We start from the raw sequence: 17,019 nt of genomic DNA on the forward strand, positions 1-17,019 counted from the left end.
TAATTTATCCACAACCGCCTCCGCCGCCAGCACCGCAACTAGAGTTTGCAGAGCGAAAGGGCCTGATCAAACAGATTGAAGAACCCCGTCCATAAATATACGTGAACCTTTACGCTAGGATGGATGAGACGAAGTGGATTTAAATATATAGAATATCTTTAAAAATAATTTATCCACAACCGCCTCCGCCGCCAGCACCGCAACTAGAGTTTGCAGAGCGAAAGGGCCTGATCAAACAGATTTTACGGAGCAATTGGATGGATGAGACGAAGTGGAGCTTCGAGGCAAGCGGAGTGTACAAATGTACTCGAGCATTGCCGAGAAGCGAACGAGTTTCAGGCGCCAATTGAACGTAAAATCCTACGAAGCTTACCGTCCGCCACCGCCACTTCCGCCGGCAGAGAATCCCCCGCCTCCACCAGAGGACATAGAACCTCCGCCTCCATGTGAGGCTGATGATGAGCGATTGCTTTGGTAGGCGTGGTTCACTGATGTGCCGACATTATTCACAACGTGATACAAAATAACTGGGTCAAGGCCTGTATATCCAGCGTAAGTGTAGCTCGGATCAAGGCTTTTGAACTTTTCTAAAACTTTTTCTCCAAGTCCAAACAAAGCCGCAAGCACTAAATATTCGTCCCATAGAGCGACTTCTACTGCTTCACGCTCATTAATCAAAGTGAAATCCTTCAAAAACTTTATAAATCCTTTTTGTTTAATGGCTTCGCTCCGACCTTGCTCAGTGAAAACATCGTAGCTTAAGAATAAAAAGCCCGGCTTCTTATACAATAGCTTAGATTTTTCAGCTGCATAAAACGCATTTTCCTTGTAGCTTTTAACGAACCTTTCCGCAAGATCGCCGCGGCTAAAAGCCCTCGTTAGCTCATCGTTTCTAAGTATGAGGTCATCGCCCGACGCACTTGTAATCAGCTTATATAGCCAATCTTCCATCACGTCATCACCCTCGGGCGCTCTAATAATTTTAAAGCAGTCTTCAAGAACATCCTTTTTGAAAATCAGTCCCTTAGTAAATTTTTCCTTGACAGGCTCTAAATTTCCGTCCTTAATCCATTTTAGAAAATAGGCAGCGACCACATTTGTCACAGAAAAACTATCATTTACCCAATAAATGCCGCTGTTAAGCAAAATATTTCCATTCATCGGCAAATCACGCCAATAGTTTACGTCTCTCGGCAGTCTATTCTCAGAATTTATCATGGATTTTTTAATTCCCGACATAATCATGGAAAAGATTGACGCAATAAAAATTAAAATTATCGGTATGACAATGGGGTTAGCTGTGCCAATAAATCTTGTGACGAAATTGCCATTATATTCTGGATAATAGTAATTGTCTTTATTATTATCATAATTATTTTCTTCTTCAATATCTTCTTCACGATTATTATAGTCTGAGCCTTCAAGTGCAGTGTTTTTCAAATCTTCAAAGCTTCCGCTACCTATGCTAATAGGGTGAATGATATTTTTTTCAAGACCGAACAAAACTGTTAGGTGATTTTCTGGACCAAAATCATTTATCTCGTGAACGACGACCTTGCCGCCCTCAAAAACGATTGGCGTGTCTGAACCGAAGCCCCAAACACGAGCGTTGTTCTCGTTTATCTCGCCATTTTCCAAACTTAGCTCGAAAGAAACTTTTTCTGGAGCGGGATTCATCTGGTCATTGACGAAGCGAATGTTAAATCCGTCCATATCATCAAAACTTTGGGCCGCTTTCCTCATGGTGTAAGTCAAAGTATAAGTTTTGTTCTTGTGAAGATCGCTCTTGCCAAAGCAAAGCTCGACACCGTCAGAGGTGCCGTGTATACCGCATTTGCGCGCTTTTTCGCCAAAGGTCCAATCGACGTTCCACTTGTCAATGGTCTCGTATGGGCCGCTCTCATCGGAAACTTTAAAATCCATGATGACTATATCTCGCATGTGGCTCTTAGGTATGAAAAACTCAGTGCCTGATCCGGCTCTAGCCTTCCAAACCTCAGTCACCATAAGCGCGCCGTCATCCATTAGCGTGGCTTTTATCTCAATCGAGTCAATACTATCCGAGGCAGCATAGATATTTACAGAAAAAACTATAATTATAGCTGCGAGGATAGTCGCGAGTACTTTTTTCATTATCTAAACTCCAAATCAGGCATGTCCTTTTTGTTCTCATCAACAGTTAAGTACTCTCTTGGATGCACGTTTAGCATCGAAGCAACTAGTGATGATGGGAACATCTTAACGTTTCTGTTAAGCTTTGTAACTGAGTCGTTGTAAACCATGCGGCTGATTCTAACTTTATTTTCGTAGTCGTTAATCGAGTCCATAGTCTTAGTATAAAGCTCTGAGGCTTTTAGCTCTGGATAGCTCTCTGCAACTGCATTTATCCTAGATAGAGCTCCTTCAAGAAGAGCCTCATCGCCATTGACATCGTCAGCAGTTTTAAGAACTGGTCTACGCTTTTCGATGATGCCTACAAGGGATTCGTACTCGTGTGAAGAGTAAGCCTTAACCGCACTAGCAAGCGCCTTTAGAGCATCCCAACGCGAGTTAAGATTGACAGAGATGTTGGCAAGAGAGTTGTCAACGTTTTCTTCCAAAAATACGAAACGCCTTTGTTGGCCGATAAAGTAAGAGATTAAAATCACTACTATTGCTGCTAAAATTATTATAAACATAACTTTCCTCCTTTTATATCTTTTCCTTATTATATTACCCAAAAATTGTAAGGAAAATGTAAAGTATTTTAATTTTCTTCTTATTATATATAAATATGGTCTTCGTGGCACAGCTATTCTTGATAATGGAGGCGTCTTGTGATAAAATAGATAGGTAGAGAGGGGAGAATCATATGTTTGATAAAATAAAATTACGTTTTTTGACCGAGGCGGGCACGCTGAACACTTTGGGCAAGATCGCCCTTGTGCTTTTATACTTCGTCATCGCCTTGATTATAGTGAAGATTATAAGCTTCATCATAGGTAGGCTTGCCAAGAAAAAGTACGACAAGCTCAGAACCATCGACGCGAAGAGGCTTAAGACGGTGCTTAGCGTTTTGAAGAGCTTCGCGACAATCATCATCATGTTCACATGGTTTTTGTCGGCCTTAAGGATATTCGGTGTCAACACTTCGGCGATCATTACAACTGCTGGGATAGGGGGTATCGCGATCTCCTTTGGAGCGAAGAGCCTCGTTGAGGACATCATCAGCGGTATATTTTTGATGCTTGAAGATAGCTTTGTACTTGGCGACGACATCACTGTGGCGGGCAAGACTGGTACTGTTGAGAAGATTGGTCTGCGTACAACGACTATCCGTGATTATACTGGTGAGCTGCACGTCATCCCCAATGGCGAGATCAGAGTCGTGACTAACAGGAACAAAAATGTTCAAAGAGCGCTAATTACAGTGCCTATAGCTTATGACGCAGACGCGCAAATGGCGATCGACATCTTGACGAAGGCACTGAAAAAAGTTGATGAGGACCACGCCGTTATTGAAGGGGTTAATGTCTGGGGCATCACTGATTTTAATAGCAATGGTATAATTATCTCCTGTGCGGCCAAAACTATTCCGGGTGAGCAATGGAGAGTTGAAAGGCTAATGAGGGAAGTAGCTTTAGAGGAGCTTAAGAAGAATGGGGTTAAAGTTTTAGATAAAACTTTAACATTAAATAAATAAGATAAGCAAAAGAAAAATGGTCGGATCACTCCGGCCATTCTTTTGATGAAGATATTAATATTGATATTCAAATGCGTGAACTATATACTTAACACCACTTATTATAAAGTACATACCAATTAGGTAAACAAGTGTAAATGTCGCGCCTAGAGGGTTGTGTATCATCATTATACCAAGTATAATCGAGATGATGTTTATAGCGATATTTAGTCCATAAAGTCCGCCATTGATCTCCTTCAAATACTTTCCGTAGAATAGGTCATTGACTGAGTCAATTATAAACCAAATTGCAAACGCATATGGAAGCGACATAACCATGGACGGTATGTTTGATACGATTATAATTCCTAGTAAAATGTCTAGTATACTTGTCCACATGAATATGTTGATGTTTAGTCTAGTGTACTTTTTGATATTGTGATGTATTATAAGGCCACCGACTCCTTTGAATATAGCACTTAGCCCGAAATAAATCACAAGTGAAGCTACACTGGCTAGTGGATTTTTGAATGCTATGAAGGCAATAAAAATGAAAATTATTCCTATGATTAGCGAAATCCAATCGACTTTTTTCTTATTTTCTGTCATAATAAGACCTCCTTTGCTATAATAATACCCCCATATAGTGAAAAATTGTATGGTCAATATTATTGAAATGTACCAAAATGAAAATGGCCGGAGTGATCCGACCATTTTTCTGTGTATAATTCAATTGAATGCAAACTATTTATCTATCTCTTCTCCCAGAAGAAATTTCTTCCCATCTTTTTCCCAAGCCACGCAAGAGTCCAAATTAATATTCATCGCACTATTCAAAATATTTCTCTCCGCCATATTATTCTTCTCCATAAGCTCGGCGACAAGGTCCTTGATCTCGTAGCGTATATTGCCACTTCTCTTCTTCGTAACAGAGCAGGCGCAGTCCAAAGCCTTGAGATCACTTCTCTTAAGCCATCTCTTAATGTCATCTTCCCTTATGTAGTACATAGGCCTAATCAGTTTGAGCCCTTCAAAGTTTTGGCTATCGAGTATCGGGCGCATCGTCTTGAAAGTGCCAGCGTATAGCATGTTCATAAGCGTCGTCTCAACCACATCATTCATATGATGACCCAAAGCGACCTTGTTGCAACCAAGCTCCTTCGCCTTGCCATAAAGGGCGCCGCGGCGCATACGAGCACACATGTAGCACGGGTAGTCGCCCGCAAGCTTCTCAGCCACTTGAAATATGTCCGTTTCAAATATTTGTATGTCTATGCCCAAGAATTTGCATAGCTCCTCAAGCTTGTCCCTGTTCTCCTTAGTAAAGCCCGGGTCCATGCTCACGTAGCAGACATCAAATTTAAAAATCGAGTGCTTCTTAAGCTCCTCAAACATCTTCGCAAGAAGGATCGAGTCCTTGCCGCCACTGATAGCGACCAAGACCTTGTCACCCTCCTCAATCAGATTAAAATCATTTATCGCCTTAAGAAATTTCTTCCAAAGCTCCTTTCTGTAGCTCTTGATGATGAAGCGCTCAATCTCTTTTTTTTCTATACTATACATTATATGTGATTAAAGAGTCGACCTTGTAGCCCTTAAGCTTGTCGCGGCCCTTAAGGTCAGTTAGTTCAATCAAAAACTCAAAAGCAACAATCTCCGCACCCATCTTCACAAGAAGGTCCTTAACAGCTTCAACAGTTCCTCCAGTCGCAAGCAGGTCATCAATAACAACAACCTTAGTGCCCGGCTTGATCGCGTCCTTGTGAATCTCGATAGTGTCAGTGCCATATTCCTTTTCATACGAGTACGACACAGTCTCAGCAGGCAGCTTGCCCTTCTTTCTAACAGGAATAAAGCCAAGACCCATCTTGTAGCTAAGCGCGCAGCCAAGCATGAAGCCCCTCGCCTCAGGTCCAACGATGTATTCAGCGCCAAGACCCTCGATATTCTTTTCTAATTCATCTACAGCGTACTTGAAAGCGTCCTTATCCTTAAGAAGCGTAGTTATGTCCTTAAACGAAATCCCTTCCTTCGGGAAGCCTTCAATCACCCTTATAGTGCTTTTTAAATCCATATTATCACCCAAAGAGTATTATACCACTTATTATAGTTTATGGCAATCGTTTTGTATTATCTTTATGTTTATGGTGATGGTTATGGTCTTGCCACTGCGTCAAAAATTGTTATTGATAGAATTTATATTAAACGCCTTTAGCATAGTATAATATTATATTACATTTTGATTAAAAAATCTTTTTTTATATTGCAAATGGTTTAATTAAGAAGTATAATATAGATAAGAAAGAATTATTTAGGACTTTCAAAATTATTCTACACTAAGGAGGTAGTAGTATGAAAAAGTTTAGAAATATTTTGGCTATGCTAATGGTATTCGTTATGCTAGTAGCAGTTATGCCAATGAATGTATTTGCTGGGGATGCCGATACACCAGTAGTTGATGAAAAGCAAGACGAAAAGCAAGATGAAATCAAAGATGTAAAAATAAAATCTGATATTACTGGCGAATTAAAAGTTGGAGATGCTATCCCAAATCCTAAATTAACTGTTGAAGGAGAAAATGCAACAGTAACATTTGGCAAATGGTATAAGGGCGATGAAGAAGCAAGTGGAAAGTTTAAAGAAGGTAAATATACTTATACTTTCACTATAGCACCTAAAGGAGACAAAGCTAAATTTGCTGATACTTTAAAAGTTACTTTAAATAACGCTGAGGTTACAGCCACAGAAGTTGCTGGTAAAAAAGTTTATAAATCACCTGAATTAGAAGTAAAAAAAGCTGAAGACGATAAAAAACCAGATGACAAACCACAACCAAAGCCAGGAACAGAAGAATACACTATATCTAAAGCATACACAAATCACGGATCATTCACAGTAAGCAAAAGAACAGCTAAAGAAAATGAAACTATCACAGTAACAGCTGAACCAAACTATGGCTATGTAGTTAGCAAGGTATCTGTTTATAACAGAGCAACAAAAGAAACAAGAGTTTTAAGAAGCAACCCATACAAATATTACTATGGTAACGGATATTATGGAAGATACAATGACTATTATAAATATTTAAACAAATATGAAAATAATAGTTATTACTTAAGAAAATACGATAGCTACAGAGAATTCTTACGTTATGAATATCCAAGCCACTACAGATACTATGAAGACTACGACTACTGGACAGATAGATATGATTATGACTGGTATAACAGATACGACAACTATTATTACAGATATTTAGATGATTACGATAGAAACTATTCTAACAGATATGATAATTATGAAGAATACTTATATTATAAACACAGAGATCACTACAGAGACTACTATGACTACAGATATGACTTCGGATACTATAACTATAGTAGATATAATTTCAACACAAGTGATGAATTCACAATGCCAGCAAGCAATGTAACTGTTTACGTAGAATTTACTGATGCTTACCCTTATTACTATGATGACTACTATTACTATAGATATCATAGAGACAAGAAAGACAAAGTAAAAGAAGAAAAAGAAGAGGAAGAAAAGAAGCCAGTTGAAGAAAAGACTCCACAAGTTTACGAAGCAAGCGCAACTATAAACGTTGGTTCAAACGTGTTTACTAAGGTGAACAAGAACGTTACTACTACTCATCAAATGGATGTTGCTGCATACGTTAAAAACGGCAGAGTAATGCTTCCACTAAGATATGTTGCTGAAGCACTTGGTCTACAAGTATCTTGGGTTCCTGAAACAAAAACTGTTGTTATCTGGGATTTAACTCAAAGAGTTGAAATACCTATAAAGTCTAACAAGATGATTGTTAATGGCGTAACTTACACAAGTGATGTTAAGCCTGAAATCAATAACAGTAGAACAATGCTTCCAATTGCTAACGTTGCTAGAGCACTTGGTCTAATAGATGGTACTGACATCATCTGGGATCCAGTTATGAAGCAAGTTAACTTAACAAGAAGAGTATTAAGTAAATAATTTATAAAGTCCTAAGGGGTCCGCTCATTGATATGGGCGGATCTTTTTTGCTTAAATAATATATCTTGACAAGATAGGCTATTTATACTATAATGGTTAAGTCAAGTTAAGAAACTTTGTAAAACAATCGGCATGGAGAGATGGTTGAGTTGGTTGAAGGCGCTCGCCTGGAAAGCGGGTATACGTGATTAAGCGTATCAGGGGTTCGAATCCCCTTCTCTCCGCCACGTGCTAGTTGGGAAGGTAGCGGCATCCTGTAACCATAAATCCGCTATATTTGGAATGAATTCCCGACCGAGGGCGTCTTCTGTGGGGCTTGCCCACAATAAGAGGTGTTGAACGAAGGGTTCTTGCGCAACATAAATCTTACGAACCTCGTCAGGTCCTGGCGGAAGCAGCGATAAGTATGTATTTGTGTGTGCCGCGAGGGTGCCGTTCGGGAGCTGTCTGTTGTGGTAACACTTGGAGGGGGCGCACGGAGTCGGGTGCACTTACATAATAATCAAAGGGTCAGCAAATGCTGACCCTTTTTACTTTGGATTTCGCATTCAAACGAGCCCTTGAACTCGTTCCCTCCTCGGCAATGCTCGAGTACGCATTTGTACGCTCCGCTTGCCTCGTCAGTCCACTTCGTCCAATCATCTCGTTTGCTCTGCGAACTCCCGCGTATATGTATGTTGATGCGATAGGTGATAAAAAATTGATCAAAATAAGAAATAATACGCCTTGAACTTGTTTGATCTGCAAAAGCGCAATAATGAGAAAATTGATTTTCACGAGCGCAACTTATTTAAGATTAAAATTTTGTTTTCTCTATTAAATAAGAGAAAAGTGCTATTAACGAAGTGACGCATCTGAACAAATTGTGAAATTTATTAGCGAAGTGAACTGGCCAAGTGTCTTGCACCAAGGTTCTCGTTCGCAAGAACGAGGTTCTTCCAAAACCATCTAGCTGAGCGTAGCGAACGAATATGGTTTTGCAAGTGAACGAGCTTTTAGAAATTTCCAATTTGCGAAGCCTAAGTCACAAGTAATACACTTTTCGATATCTATATCAGTTTTTGTAGACGCAGCAAGCGAGTAAAATACTTTTCGATGTCCATTGCTTACGTAAATGTATATTGAATAGATATAAAATATGTAATTTAGTCTAAATATTTTTTTGTCTTTACAATCAATTTAAGTAATTAGAATTAGATGTAATTAATACTTCGTGTATTTCGCAGAGCGATTTGATGGATAAGGCGAAGCATAACGAACGACCGACTGAGGTGTACTGAAGGTACTCCGCAAGGAAGGGAGTGAGCGCGCGAGCCTTAGGCGCAAATCGAATGCGAAATAAAAAAACGACTAAACAATTGTTTAGTCGTTTTTTGTATGGTCGGGGTGAGAAGGTTCGAACTCCCGGCCCCATGGTCCCAAACCACGTGCGCTACCAAACTGCGCTACACCCCGCCGAAATATTACTCACCTATTATACCGTTCTCTATACATTCTTGCAAGTGAAGATAAATCTTATTTTCTCATTAAAACTACTATTATTATAGTTTTTCTTCTATTATCTCACGAATTTACAATATTTTTATTTTATCTTAATAGGCAGCAGACAAAACCATTCTCAATATTTCAAAATAGTTACAATTGCACGAATATTAACAAAGTTAGTGCATTTTGTTATATAATGGAGACGTATGATAGAAAGGAAGGATAAAATGAAATTTAAACGCATAGCAAGTATCGCTCTGAGCGCAACGCTTGCATTTTCGATTTTAAGTCAAAGTTCTTTAGCTTATATAATTAACGAAGAAAGAAAGGAAGAGTATTTGGCGAGCGGCGTGCATCGCGCGAACATCGAGAGGTTCACCTCTGAGGGCTGGCAAAACTTAAATGTCTTGACGATTGACGCGACTAGCGGCATGAACGAGATCAAGGCGATGTTTAACACTGAAGGTGTATCTCACAGGTCGAATGTTAAGGACATGGTCTCTGTAAGTGGCGCTGTTGCTGGTGTTAACGGCGACTACTTCAACTACCAACCGCATCCATCGACGCTTGGCGTGATCGTGAATGACGGCAAACTTATCAGCTCGGCTCAAGAGGGCAAGAACAATCTGCCTGTCTTCTACCAAAGCAGTGCTGGCGACTCGCATGTGGGCTACATCACTCAATCTGTTGACATCTTAAATCAGCTTACTGGTGCAAAATACCACGTTAGCGGCTACAACAAGGCTTACGGTGGCTACAAATACTTATCTCTATTAACAAGGGACTGGGGCAAGAAGAGTTTCGGCGCTAAGGCTGCGAACATGACTGAAATCCTTGTGGTTAATGGCGTTGTTGCTGACATTAGAACGAATGGCGAGCCTTTTGACATCCCTCAAGATGGCTATGTACTTAGCCAAAATGACTCGCCTCTAGCAAGTCTAACTCTTGGCACTCCGCTTGAATTACAAGTCACTTCAAATGTTGACCACAATGGTCTAAAATTCGCTATGGGCGGCGGCTCGATCATCTTAAAAGATGGCGTAGCAATGCAAACTAATATTGTTAATAAAGGCAGGCACCCAAGGACTGGTATCGGCGTCACTCAAGACGGCTCAAAGATAGTCATCATCACTGTTGACGGAAGGAATGGCTATGCAGGTCTGACTCAAAAGGAATTCGGCGAACTCTTTAAGAGCTTCGGCTGCTACAACGCGATGAACCTTGATGGCGGCGGATCGACTACCATGGTCAAAAAGACTAAGGCGATGGACTCGGCTGAGATCATCAACAAGCCATCGGGCGGCACTCCAAGAGCTGTTGTATCGGGCGTTGGCGTTTTCTCGAACGACAATCCAGGCGCTGCACAAAGAATTGAGCTTGAGCTTGATACTGACAAGGCTTTCCCTGGCGTACCAGTAGGCTACAGTGTTAAAGCTTACGACGCAAACAACAATCCAGTTAGAGTTGACGCAAATGCAGTAAGTGCAAGCGCTACGAATGGTGCATCTTGCGCAGGAGGCAGCTTCATTGGCGCTAGTCAAGGCGTTTCGCAAGTGACTGTATCTTACCAAGGTGCGAGCGACACGAAAAACATCGAAGTATATTCAGAGCCGGTAGAGCTAAGAAGCTCGATTGAGAGCATAAACGCAAAACCTGGCGATAAATACACTATCAAAGACATCGTCGGTCTAGATAATCAAGGCCGCAGCGCGAAGATACCGACTTCGAGCATTAATTTCTCCATCTGGGGCAAAGTTGGTGCGATGAGCGGAAATGTTTTCACTGCATCAAATAATATTGGCTACGGCTACATCACTATGGGCTATAAAAATACTTATAAGAACATCCCAGTAACTATTGGCTTCAATACAAAGCCGCTACTTGACTTTGAAAGCCTTGATAATATTAAGGCATCGAGCTTCCCGGCTGACAAGGTGGCAGCTAGCCTAAAAATTTCTAAGGTCGCTAAGCAAGGAAACGGAGCACTTGAGCTAAACTATGACTTTTCTAAGCTTGATGACTCAAGAGCTGCTTATATAAGCTTCAAGAAGGCTCCAGTTTTAGAAGGAAAGCCAAAGAGGCTTGGCATCTGGGTCAAGGGCGACGCGAAGGGCGCCATGCTTAAGGCGACTATCAAGGACAGCGAAGGTTTTGCTGAGCAAATCACTTTCACTGAAAAGATTAATTTTAGTGACTACAGATACCTTGAAGCAGAAATTCCTGATAACGAGGCGTATCCATATAGCCTACTAAACATCTACATTGGCAGCTCCAATAACTCTGCCATGGTCAAGTCAAAGATCTTGGTCGACGCAATCGATTTACTATATGAACACAAATTTGAAAACGCCATCGACAATTCATCCGTCTTGGCAGATAGTCAAAACGGCTTTTTAGCAAAGGCTAGTGGCGGCGAATACCTAGTGGTTACAGGCTACGACGCTAATCAAGACAAAAATTTTGCTGGCGCCAAGGCTGCCATAATCAATAAGATGAATAAAGTTGACACAGGCATTACGCTTAATAGCTACGACAGCGCCTTGAAGAAGGCAGTTTCGAAAAACCTTCTTAAGAATGGAAACGTTTTCTCGACAAGTGCAACGACAAACGCCTTTATACTAAACCTAAATACTTCGAAGAGGTCACTAAGGCTTTCCGACGCAAAAGAGTGGTCCTACATCACAGGCAGTCTGAAGAACATCACGCAAAAGAACGTTGTCGTGACTATGACTAGCCCTGTCTTTGGCAAGGGCGGCTTCACTGACAAGAAGGAAGCAGAATTACTTCACGCGAAGCTTAAAGAGCTTGCCGACATGGGTAAAAACGTTTACGTCGTTGCCGGCTCAAACGAAGCGTCAGTCAAAGTGCTTGACAAGGTTAGATACATTAACGTCTTTAACAAGCCTATCAAGACAAAGGCAGACCTAGTTAAGAGGAGCTACGTGCAATTCACTTTCAATCCAAACGCAAGTGCATACACTATCGCTAACTATTAATATGGTATAGAGACTATTATTATAGAATAGATTAAATGAAAAGGACTGTGAGAGCAGTTCTTTTTTTCTGCCTTGCTTTATTGAAAAAAATAGATTTTTGTGTTAAAATTAAAATAGCTAAGTATATGGCCGAATGGGTATATATACTTAATAAAGGAGTGAGAACATGGACAAGAACAATAAAGACAAGAAGGGACCTAAGAAGTCTCTCGTCTATTACTATATAGTTATACTAATCATTGCCTACTTCTTCAACGTCTTCTTCATGAAGGACATCATGAAGCCGAATGTTGAGAAGGTCACTTACGATGCCTTTTTGGAAGCGATTGACGAGGGCGTTGTTGACAAGGTGCAAAAGATGGGCGGCAACATTGTATTTCAGCTTAAGCCCGATTACGTGGCCGTTCGCGATAAAGACAATGACAAGAAATTAAAATTTGAAAAAGCAAAATTAGATAAAAGTGGCAAGGCCATAAGCAAGAGTGAAGACGAAGAGCTTAGAGTCTTCATCACAGGCGAGTGGGACTACGACGGCCTTACAGAAAAGCTTGAGGCAAAGGGCGTTCACTTCGGTAGCGAGATCATCGAAGAGCCATCGATCCTAGTAAAAATCTTGGGCTTCCTACTACCGATAGCGACATTTTTGATTATGGGTCTCGTTCTATCCAGAATTTTATTCAAGGATATGGGCGGCGGCCTTGATAAATTTGGCTTCGGCAAATCGGGCGCCAAAGTTTATGTAAAGGGACAGCAAAAGAAGACTTTCGAAGACGTTGCGGGCCAAGAAGAAGCGAAGGAGATGCTTCTAGAGATAGTCGACTTCCTTCACTACCCAGAAAGGTACGCCAAGATAGGCGCCAACCTTCCTAAAGGAGCCTTACTTGTAGGACCTCCGGGCACAGGTAAAACCCTTCTAGCACAAGCAGTTGCGGGCGAAGCAGACGTGCCATTCATCTCCATATCGGGTTCATCCTTCGTAGAGATGTTCGTGGGTCTTGCAGCCAAGAGAGTTAGAGAATTATTCAAAGAAGCGCAAGAGAAGGCGCCATGCATCATATTTATAGATGAGATTGACGCCATAGGTAAGTCACGTGAAGGATCTTTCTCCTCAAACGACGAGAGAGAGCAAGCTCTAAACCAATTACTTACAGAGATGGACGGCTTCGACTCCAAAAAAGGTATAGTGGTACTTGCGGCAACAAATAGACCAGAAGTACTTGACCCAGCCTTATTACGTCCAGGTCGTTTCGATAGACGTATACCAGTTGAATTACCTGATCTTAATGGTAGAATAGCTGTATTAAAGGTACACTCAAGAAACATAAAGATGTCAGACGATGTAGACTTTAAAAAGATAGGTCTACTCACAGCAGGCGCATCGGGCGCGGACCTTGCAAATATCGTGAATGAAGCGGCGCTTAGAGCAGTTAGAAACAAAAGAGATTATGTAATACAAGAGGATTTACAAGAGTCGGTCGAAGTAGTTATAGTTGGCTATCAAAGAAAAACTATGATTATCTCAAAGAAAGAGCGTGAAATGATCAGTTACCACGAAGTTGGTCACGCGATAGTCGCAGCTGTTCAAAAGAAGAGCGCTCCAGTTGAGAAGATCACCATCATACCAAGGACATCGGGCGCACTCGGCTATACACTACAGTCAGATACAGAAGAAAAGTTCCTTATGGACAAGGAAGAGCTCTTCAATATGATGGTTACTGCATCAGGCGGTAGAGCCGCTGAGGATATAGTCTTTGGCGTAATTACGACTGGCGCAAGCAATGATATAGAGCAAATCACAAACATCGCTAGAAACATGGTTATGCGCTACGGCATGAGCGACGACTTCCCTATGATGAGCCTAATGAGCGAGGGAAACCGCTACCTAGGAGGCGCAGGCGAGCTTACAGCGAGCCAAGACACTTTTGCCAAGGTCGACGATATCGTTAAAAACCTTATTGCAGAAGCTTATGAAGAGGCAAAACGCATACTTAGTGAGAATAGGACTAAGCTTGATAAGATTTCAAAATACCTTATCGAGAAAGAAACCATCAGCGGAGAAGAGTTTATGAAGATCTTTAATGAAGACGATAATGCTAATGGTGATGGCAATGGTGATGCTAATGGCGCAAATGGCGAAGTAAGCGAAAATACTACAGAAAGTGAATCTACTATTGAAAGTGATTCTACTAAAGAAAGTGATTTTACTATTGATAGCGATTCTACTAGAGAAAGTGATTCTACTAAAGAAGACGAAAATACTCAAGATGAGAAAAATGACGATAGTGGCAAGGCCATAATCGTAGAAGAGGATAGTAATATATAAAAATAAGGAGTAGGAGTTATGGGTTATATACTAATTGTTGACGACGAAACGACGATAACTGATATCATCGAGTTCAATTTACAAAAGGAAGGTTTTGAGACAAAGGCGGTTCACGACGGCAAAGAAGCGCTGCTTGCGGTGAACGAGTACGAGCCGGACCTAATGCTACTTGACGTCATGATGCCTGAGATGGACGGCTTTAAGACGCTTGAGCTTTTAAGACAAAAGTATAAGTTCCCTATACTTATGCTGACTGCGAAGGAAGAGGAAGCTGATAAAGTCAAGGGTCTAGAGCTTGGTGCTGACGACTACATCACTAAGCCATTTGGCATAAGAGAGTTAATTGCAAGGGTTGAGGCGAATCTTAGACGTGCGCCCAAGAGCAAATCGACTGAAAACTCCATTACCATAGGCGATATAAGGATGGATATGACTCTATTACAAGTATTTAAGAAGGAAAAACCGGTTGAGCTAACTCTTCGTGAGTTTGAAGTGCTAAAGTATCTGATGCAGCACCCTAACGAAGTATTCTCAAGGGCGGATCTACTTAAGGACGTTTGGGGCTACGACTACATCGGCGACGTAAGGACTGTCGACGTAACTATCAGACGTGTGCGCGAAAAAGTTGACGAGAAATTAACAGACGACTACAAATACATCAAGACAAGAAGAAACATGGGTTATTACATCTCAAATGAAGTTTAATTCGATAAAGTTTAGGTTTGTCATCATCTACGCGTCGCTAGTACTATTTGTCCTAGTGAGCGTTGCTGCCTTCATTGTTACAGGGCTTGAAACTGAGCTAATGAAGGGCCTAAAGGACGATATCAAAAAGCAGGTTGAGACCATGACCTCGACCTCAAGATACTTTACGAAGGAGAACTGGTCGGACGAAGACACTATCACTCACATACAGACTGTTATCGATGAGAATAGGTTTAACGCGGACGAACTTGTCTACGTTATAAGCAACGACAGCTACCCATCCGTTATTGCGGGTAACGACGAAGGCACTAGACTAATAGTGGGCAAAAACGCTTATGATGTTGACACGATTAATCAAGCGATGCTACTTGAGGCTCTAAAGGGCAACTTAAGCGAAAAGATTATCGGCGAAGGAATAGACGCCGAAGTGCATCTAAGCTACCCTGTCGTATCGGAGAAGGGCAAGGTCAAGGGCGTTGTCTACGTAATCAGCTCTACAAGGATGGTTGAGGCGACTGTAAAGAAGGCGAGACAATTACTTACTATGATCAGTTTGGCGGCGATCTTCGTTACGATACTTATCGCTTATTTACTCGCTTCGTCAATAGTTTCGCCTATCAGTAGCTTGACTGCGAAGGCCAAGAGACTAGCTGAGGGTGACTTCACTCAAAAGGTTGAGGTAAGGAGCAAAGACGAGATAGGTAAGCTGGCGTCTATGTTTAACACGCTTACAAATGAATTAAACAAGACCATTAGCGAGAAAGACCTTGAGCAAAAGAAGCTCGAGACCATATTTACAAATATGACTGAGGCCATCATTGCCTTAAATAGCCAGGGTGAGCTTATTCACGCGAACTCTGTTGCGCAAAAACTTATTGATATTGACATAAAGAGGGACACGCAAAGGTACTTTAACCTTGACAAGATCGGGCTTTCATCGATTAATTTCGATAATCCATTTACCCTTGAAGGCGAAGAGGAGATCGAGCTTAAGGGCGGTGTCTACAAGATGACTTATGCGCCATTCGAAAACGAGGACTATAGTCTTGGTGGCATCATCATCATGTTCCAAGACATAACTAAGGAGCACAGGCTTGACAATATGCGTAAGGAGTTCGTTGCCAATGTTTCGCACGAGTTAAAGACGCCTATCACGGCTATAAGGTCCTACTCGGAGACGCTGCTTGAGGGCGGTGTACCAGAGGAGATGCAAAACAAGTTCCTAGGCGTTATCGAGAAGGAAGCGGACAGGATGAACAGACTTGTTCTGGACCTACTTCTTCTATCGAATATCGATTACAAGGGCGGGGAGGACGTCAAGGTCACTGTGCTTAATGATAAGGTTAAGGACGCGATCGATAAATTAAAGATACTTGCGGATGAAAAGAAGCAAAAGCTTATTTACTCTATTGCGGTCGAGCCGCTTAAGGCGCTGATCGATCCTGACTCATTTGAACAGATCATCACAAATCTTATATCGAACGCGATTAAGTATACGAATGAAGAAGGTACCATCGAGGTAAAACTATATTCAGTTTTAGGAAAGATCCACATCGATGTTATTGACAATGGTATAGGCATACCAGAGAAGGACCAAAAGAGAATCTTCGAGAGATTCTACAGAGTCGAAAAGGGCCGCTCGAGAAAGATGGGTGGAACAGGTCTAGGCCTATCCATTGCCAAGGAGATGGCAAATGCCTACAAAGCAGACATAGTCTTCACTTCGAAGTTTGGTATAGGCACGACATTCACCTTCTTAATCGACGAATATAAAGAAATAAATTCGTAATAACAATTTAATACAACTGTAATATAAAAGCCCTCCCATCTATGTTATAATAGATGTAGATAAG

11 protein-coding genes, 2 tRNA genes and 1 other RNA gene are annotated in these 17,019 nt (G+C 41.3%); 8 read left to right on the forward strand and 6 right to left on the reverse strand.

The window, feature by feature from the left end:
• Window positions 1–369: 369 nt before the first annotated feature.
• Window positions 370–2,133 carry a DUF2207 family protein gene (locus AC1EJ0_RS04425; RefSeq protein ID WP_480023514.1) on the reverse strand — a complete coding sequence of 588 codons (1,764 nt, stop codon included), beginning with the start codon at window positions 2,131–2,133 and terminating at the stop codon, window positions 370–372.
• On the reverse strand, window positions 2,133–2,678 hold the full coding sequence (locus AC1EJ0_RS04430) for a LemA family protein (RefSeq protein WP_480023513.1): 546 nt from the start codon (window positions 2,676–2,678) through the stop codon (window positions 2,133–2,135). The genes AC1EJ0_RS04425 and AC1EJ0_RS04430 overlap by 1 nt, the downstream gene beginning before the upstream one ends.
• 173 nt (window positions 2,679–2,851) lie before the next feature.
• On the opposite strand from AC1EJ0_RS04430, the gene AC1EJ0_RS04435 reads away from it, so the two are divergent.
• The gene (locus AC1EJ0_RS04435) at window positions 2,852–3,682 is read left to right on the forward strand and encodes a mechanosensitive ion channel family protein (RefSeq protein WP_480023512.1); all 831 of its coding nucleotides are present in this window, start codon (window positions 2,852–2,854) and stop codon (window positions 3,680–3,682) included.
• 54 nt (window positions 3,683–3,736) lie between these two features.
• Here AC1EJ0_RS04435 and AC1EJ0_RS04440 read toward each other — a convergent pair whose 3' ends face one another.
• The 3 genes from AC1EJ0_RS04440 to AC1EJ0_RS04450 form a co-directional block, all read right to left on the reverse strand.
• Window positions 3,737–4,270 (reverse strand): DUF308 domain-containing protein, encoded by a 534-nt coding sequence (locus AC1EJ0_RS04440; protein ID WP_480023511.1) that lies wholly within the window; start codon window positions 4,268–4,270, stop codon window positions 3,737–3,739.
• Between the two features lie 135 nt (window positions 4,271–4,405).
• Window positions 4,406–5,224 (reverse strand): tRNA 2-thiocytidine biosynthesis TtcA family protein, encoded by an 819-nt coding sequence (locus AC1EJ0_RS04445; protein ID WP_480023510.1) that lies wholly within the window; start codon window positions 5,222–5,224, stop codon window positions 4,406–4,408.
• Window positions 5,217–5,735, reverse strand: a complete 519-nt coding sequence (locus AC1EJ0_RS04450; RefSeq protein WP_058259599.1) for an adenine phosphoribosyltransferase — start codon at window positions 5,733–5,735, stop codon at window positions 5,217–5,219. Before AC1EJ0_RS04450 ends, AC1EJ0_RS04445 begins: the two co-directional genes overlap by 8 nt.
• A 278-nt stretch (window positions 5,736–6,013) precedes the next feature.
• Between AC1EJ0_RS04450 and AC1EJ0_RS04455 the strand changes: the two genes are divergently transcribed.
• The 3 genes from AC1EJ0_RS04455 to ffs all read left to right on the forward strand — a co-directional run bounded on the left by AC1EJ0_RS04455 (window position 6,014) and on the right by ffs (window position 8,150).
• Window positions 6,014–7,657: a copper amine oxidase N-terminal domain-containing protein gene (locus tag AC1EJ0_RS04455; RefSeq protein ID WP_480023509.1), complete on the forward strand. Its 1,644-nt coding sequence runs from the start codon at window positions 6,014–6,016 to the stop codon at window positions 7,655–7,657.
• Window positions 7,658–7,791: 134 nt separating this feature from the next.
• Window positions 7,792–7,884 (forward strand) — tRNA-Ser (locus AC1EJ0_RS04460).
• Window positions 7,884–8,150: signal recognition particle sRNA large type (ffs, locus tag AC1EJ0_RS04465), an RNA gene on the forward strand. The genes AC1EJ0_RS04460 and ffs overlap by 1 nt, the downstream gene beginning before the upstream one ends.
• Window positions 8,151–9,035: 885 nt before the next feature.
• Here ffs and AC1EJ0_RS04470 read toward each other — a convergent pair.
• Window positions 9,036–9,112: transfer RNA gene (locus AC1EJ0_RS04470), tRNA-Pro, on the reverse strand.
• A gap of 257 nt (window positions 9,113–9,369) precedes the next feature.
• Here AC1EJ0_RS04470 and AC1EJ0_RS04475 point away from each other — a divergent pair.
• The 4 genes from AC1EJ0_RS04475 to AC1EJ0_RS04490 all read left to right on the forward strand — a co-directional run bounded on the left by AC1EJ0_RS04475 (window position 9,370) and on the right by AC1EJ0_RS04490 (window position 16,955).
• A complete protein-coding gene (locus AC1EJ0_RS04475; protein ID WP_480023508.1) occupies window positions 9,370–12,138 on the forward strand; it encodes a phosphodiester glycosidase family protein in 2,769 nt (922 codons plus the stop codon).
• A 166-nt stretch (window positions 12,139–12,304) separates the two neighbouring features.
• Complete coding sequence (gene ftsH / locus AC1EJ0_RS04480; protein ID WP_480023507.1) at window positions 12,305–14,461, forward strand: ATP-dependent zinc metalloprotease FtsH; 2,157 nt, start codon at window positions 12,305–12,307, stop codon at window positions 14,459–14,461.
• 18 nt (window positions 14,462–14,479) lie between these two features.
• Window positions 14,480–15,166: a response regulator gene (locus AC1EJ0_RS04485; protein WP_058259593.1), complete on the forward strand. Its 687-nt coding sequence runs from the start codon at window positions 14,480–14,482 to the stop codon at window positions 15,164–15,166.
• Window positions 15,156–16,955, forward strand: coding sequence for a sensor histidine kinase (locus AC1EJ0_RS04490; protein ID WP_480023506.1), 1,800 nt, complete (start codon window positions 15,156–15,158; stop codon window positions 16,953–16,955). The genes AC1EJ0_RS04485 and AC1EJ0_RS04490 overlap by 11 nt, the downstream gene beginning before the upstream one ends.
• Window positions 16,956–17,019: the final 64 nt, after the last annotated feature.

Source organism: Fenollaria sp. C0166D3, from assembly GCF_056590255.1.

What these genes read in the sequence shown, in the direction of transcription:
- AC1EJ0_RS04425 (WP_480023514.1), bottom strand. Translation starts at nt 2,133, where the DNA reads ATGAAAAAAGTACTCGCGACTATCCTCGCAGCTATAATTATAGTTTTT.
- AC1EJ0_RS04430 (WP_480023513.1), bottom strand. Translation starts at nt 2,678, where the DNA reads ATGTTTATAATAATTTTAGCAGCAATAGTAGTGATTTTAATCTCTTAC.
- AC1EJ0_RS04435 (WP_480023512.1), top strand. Translation starts at nt 2,852, where the DNA reads ATGTTTGATAAAATAAAATTACGTTTTTTGACCGAGGCGGGCACGCTG.
- AC1EJ0_RS04440 (WP_480023511.1), bottom strand. Translation starts at nt 4,270, where the DNA reads ATGACAGAAAATAAGAAAAAAGTCGATTGGATTTCGCTAATCATAGGA.
- AC1EJ0_RS04445 (WP_480023510.1), bottom strand. Translation starts at nt 5,224, where the DNA reads ATGTATAGTATAGAAAAAAAAGAGATTGAGCGCTTCATCATCAAGAGC.
- AC1EJ0_RS04450 (WP_058259599.1), bottom strand. Translation starts at nt 5,735, where the DNA reads ATGGATTTAAAAAGCACTATAAGGGTGATTGAAGGCTTCCCGAAGGAA.
- AC1EJ0_RS04455 (WP_480023509.1), top strand. Translation starts at nt 6,014, where the DNA reads ATGAAAAAGTTTAGAAATATTTTGGCTATGCTAATGGTATTCGTTATG.
- AC1EJ0_RS04475 (WP_480023508.1), top strand. Translation starts at nt 9,370, where the DNA reads ATGAAATTTAAACGCATAGCAAGTATCGCTCTGAGCGCAACGCTTGCA.
- ftsH (WP_480023507.1), top strand. Translation starts at nt 12,305, where the DNA reads ATGGACAAGAACAATAAAGACAAGAAGGGACCTAAGAAGTCTCTCGTC.
- AC1EJ0_RS04485 (WP_058259593.1), top strand. Translation starts at nt 14,480, where the DNA reads ATGGGTTATATACTAATTGTTGACGACGAAACGACGATAACTGATATC.
- AC1EJ0_RS04490 (WP_480023506.1), top strand. Translation starts at nt 15,156, where the DNA reads ATGAAGTTTAATTCGATAAAGTTTAGGTTTGTCATCATCTACGCGTCG.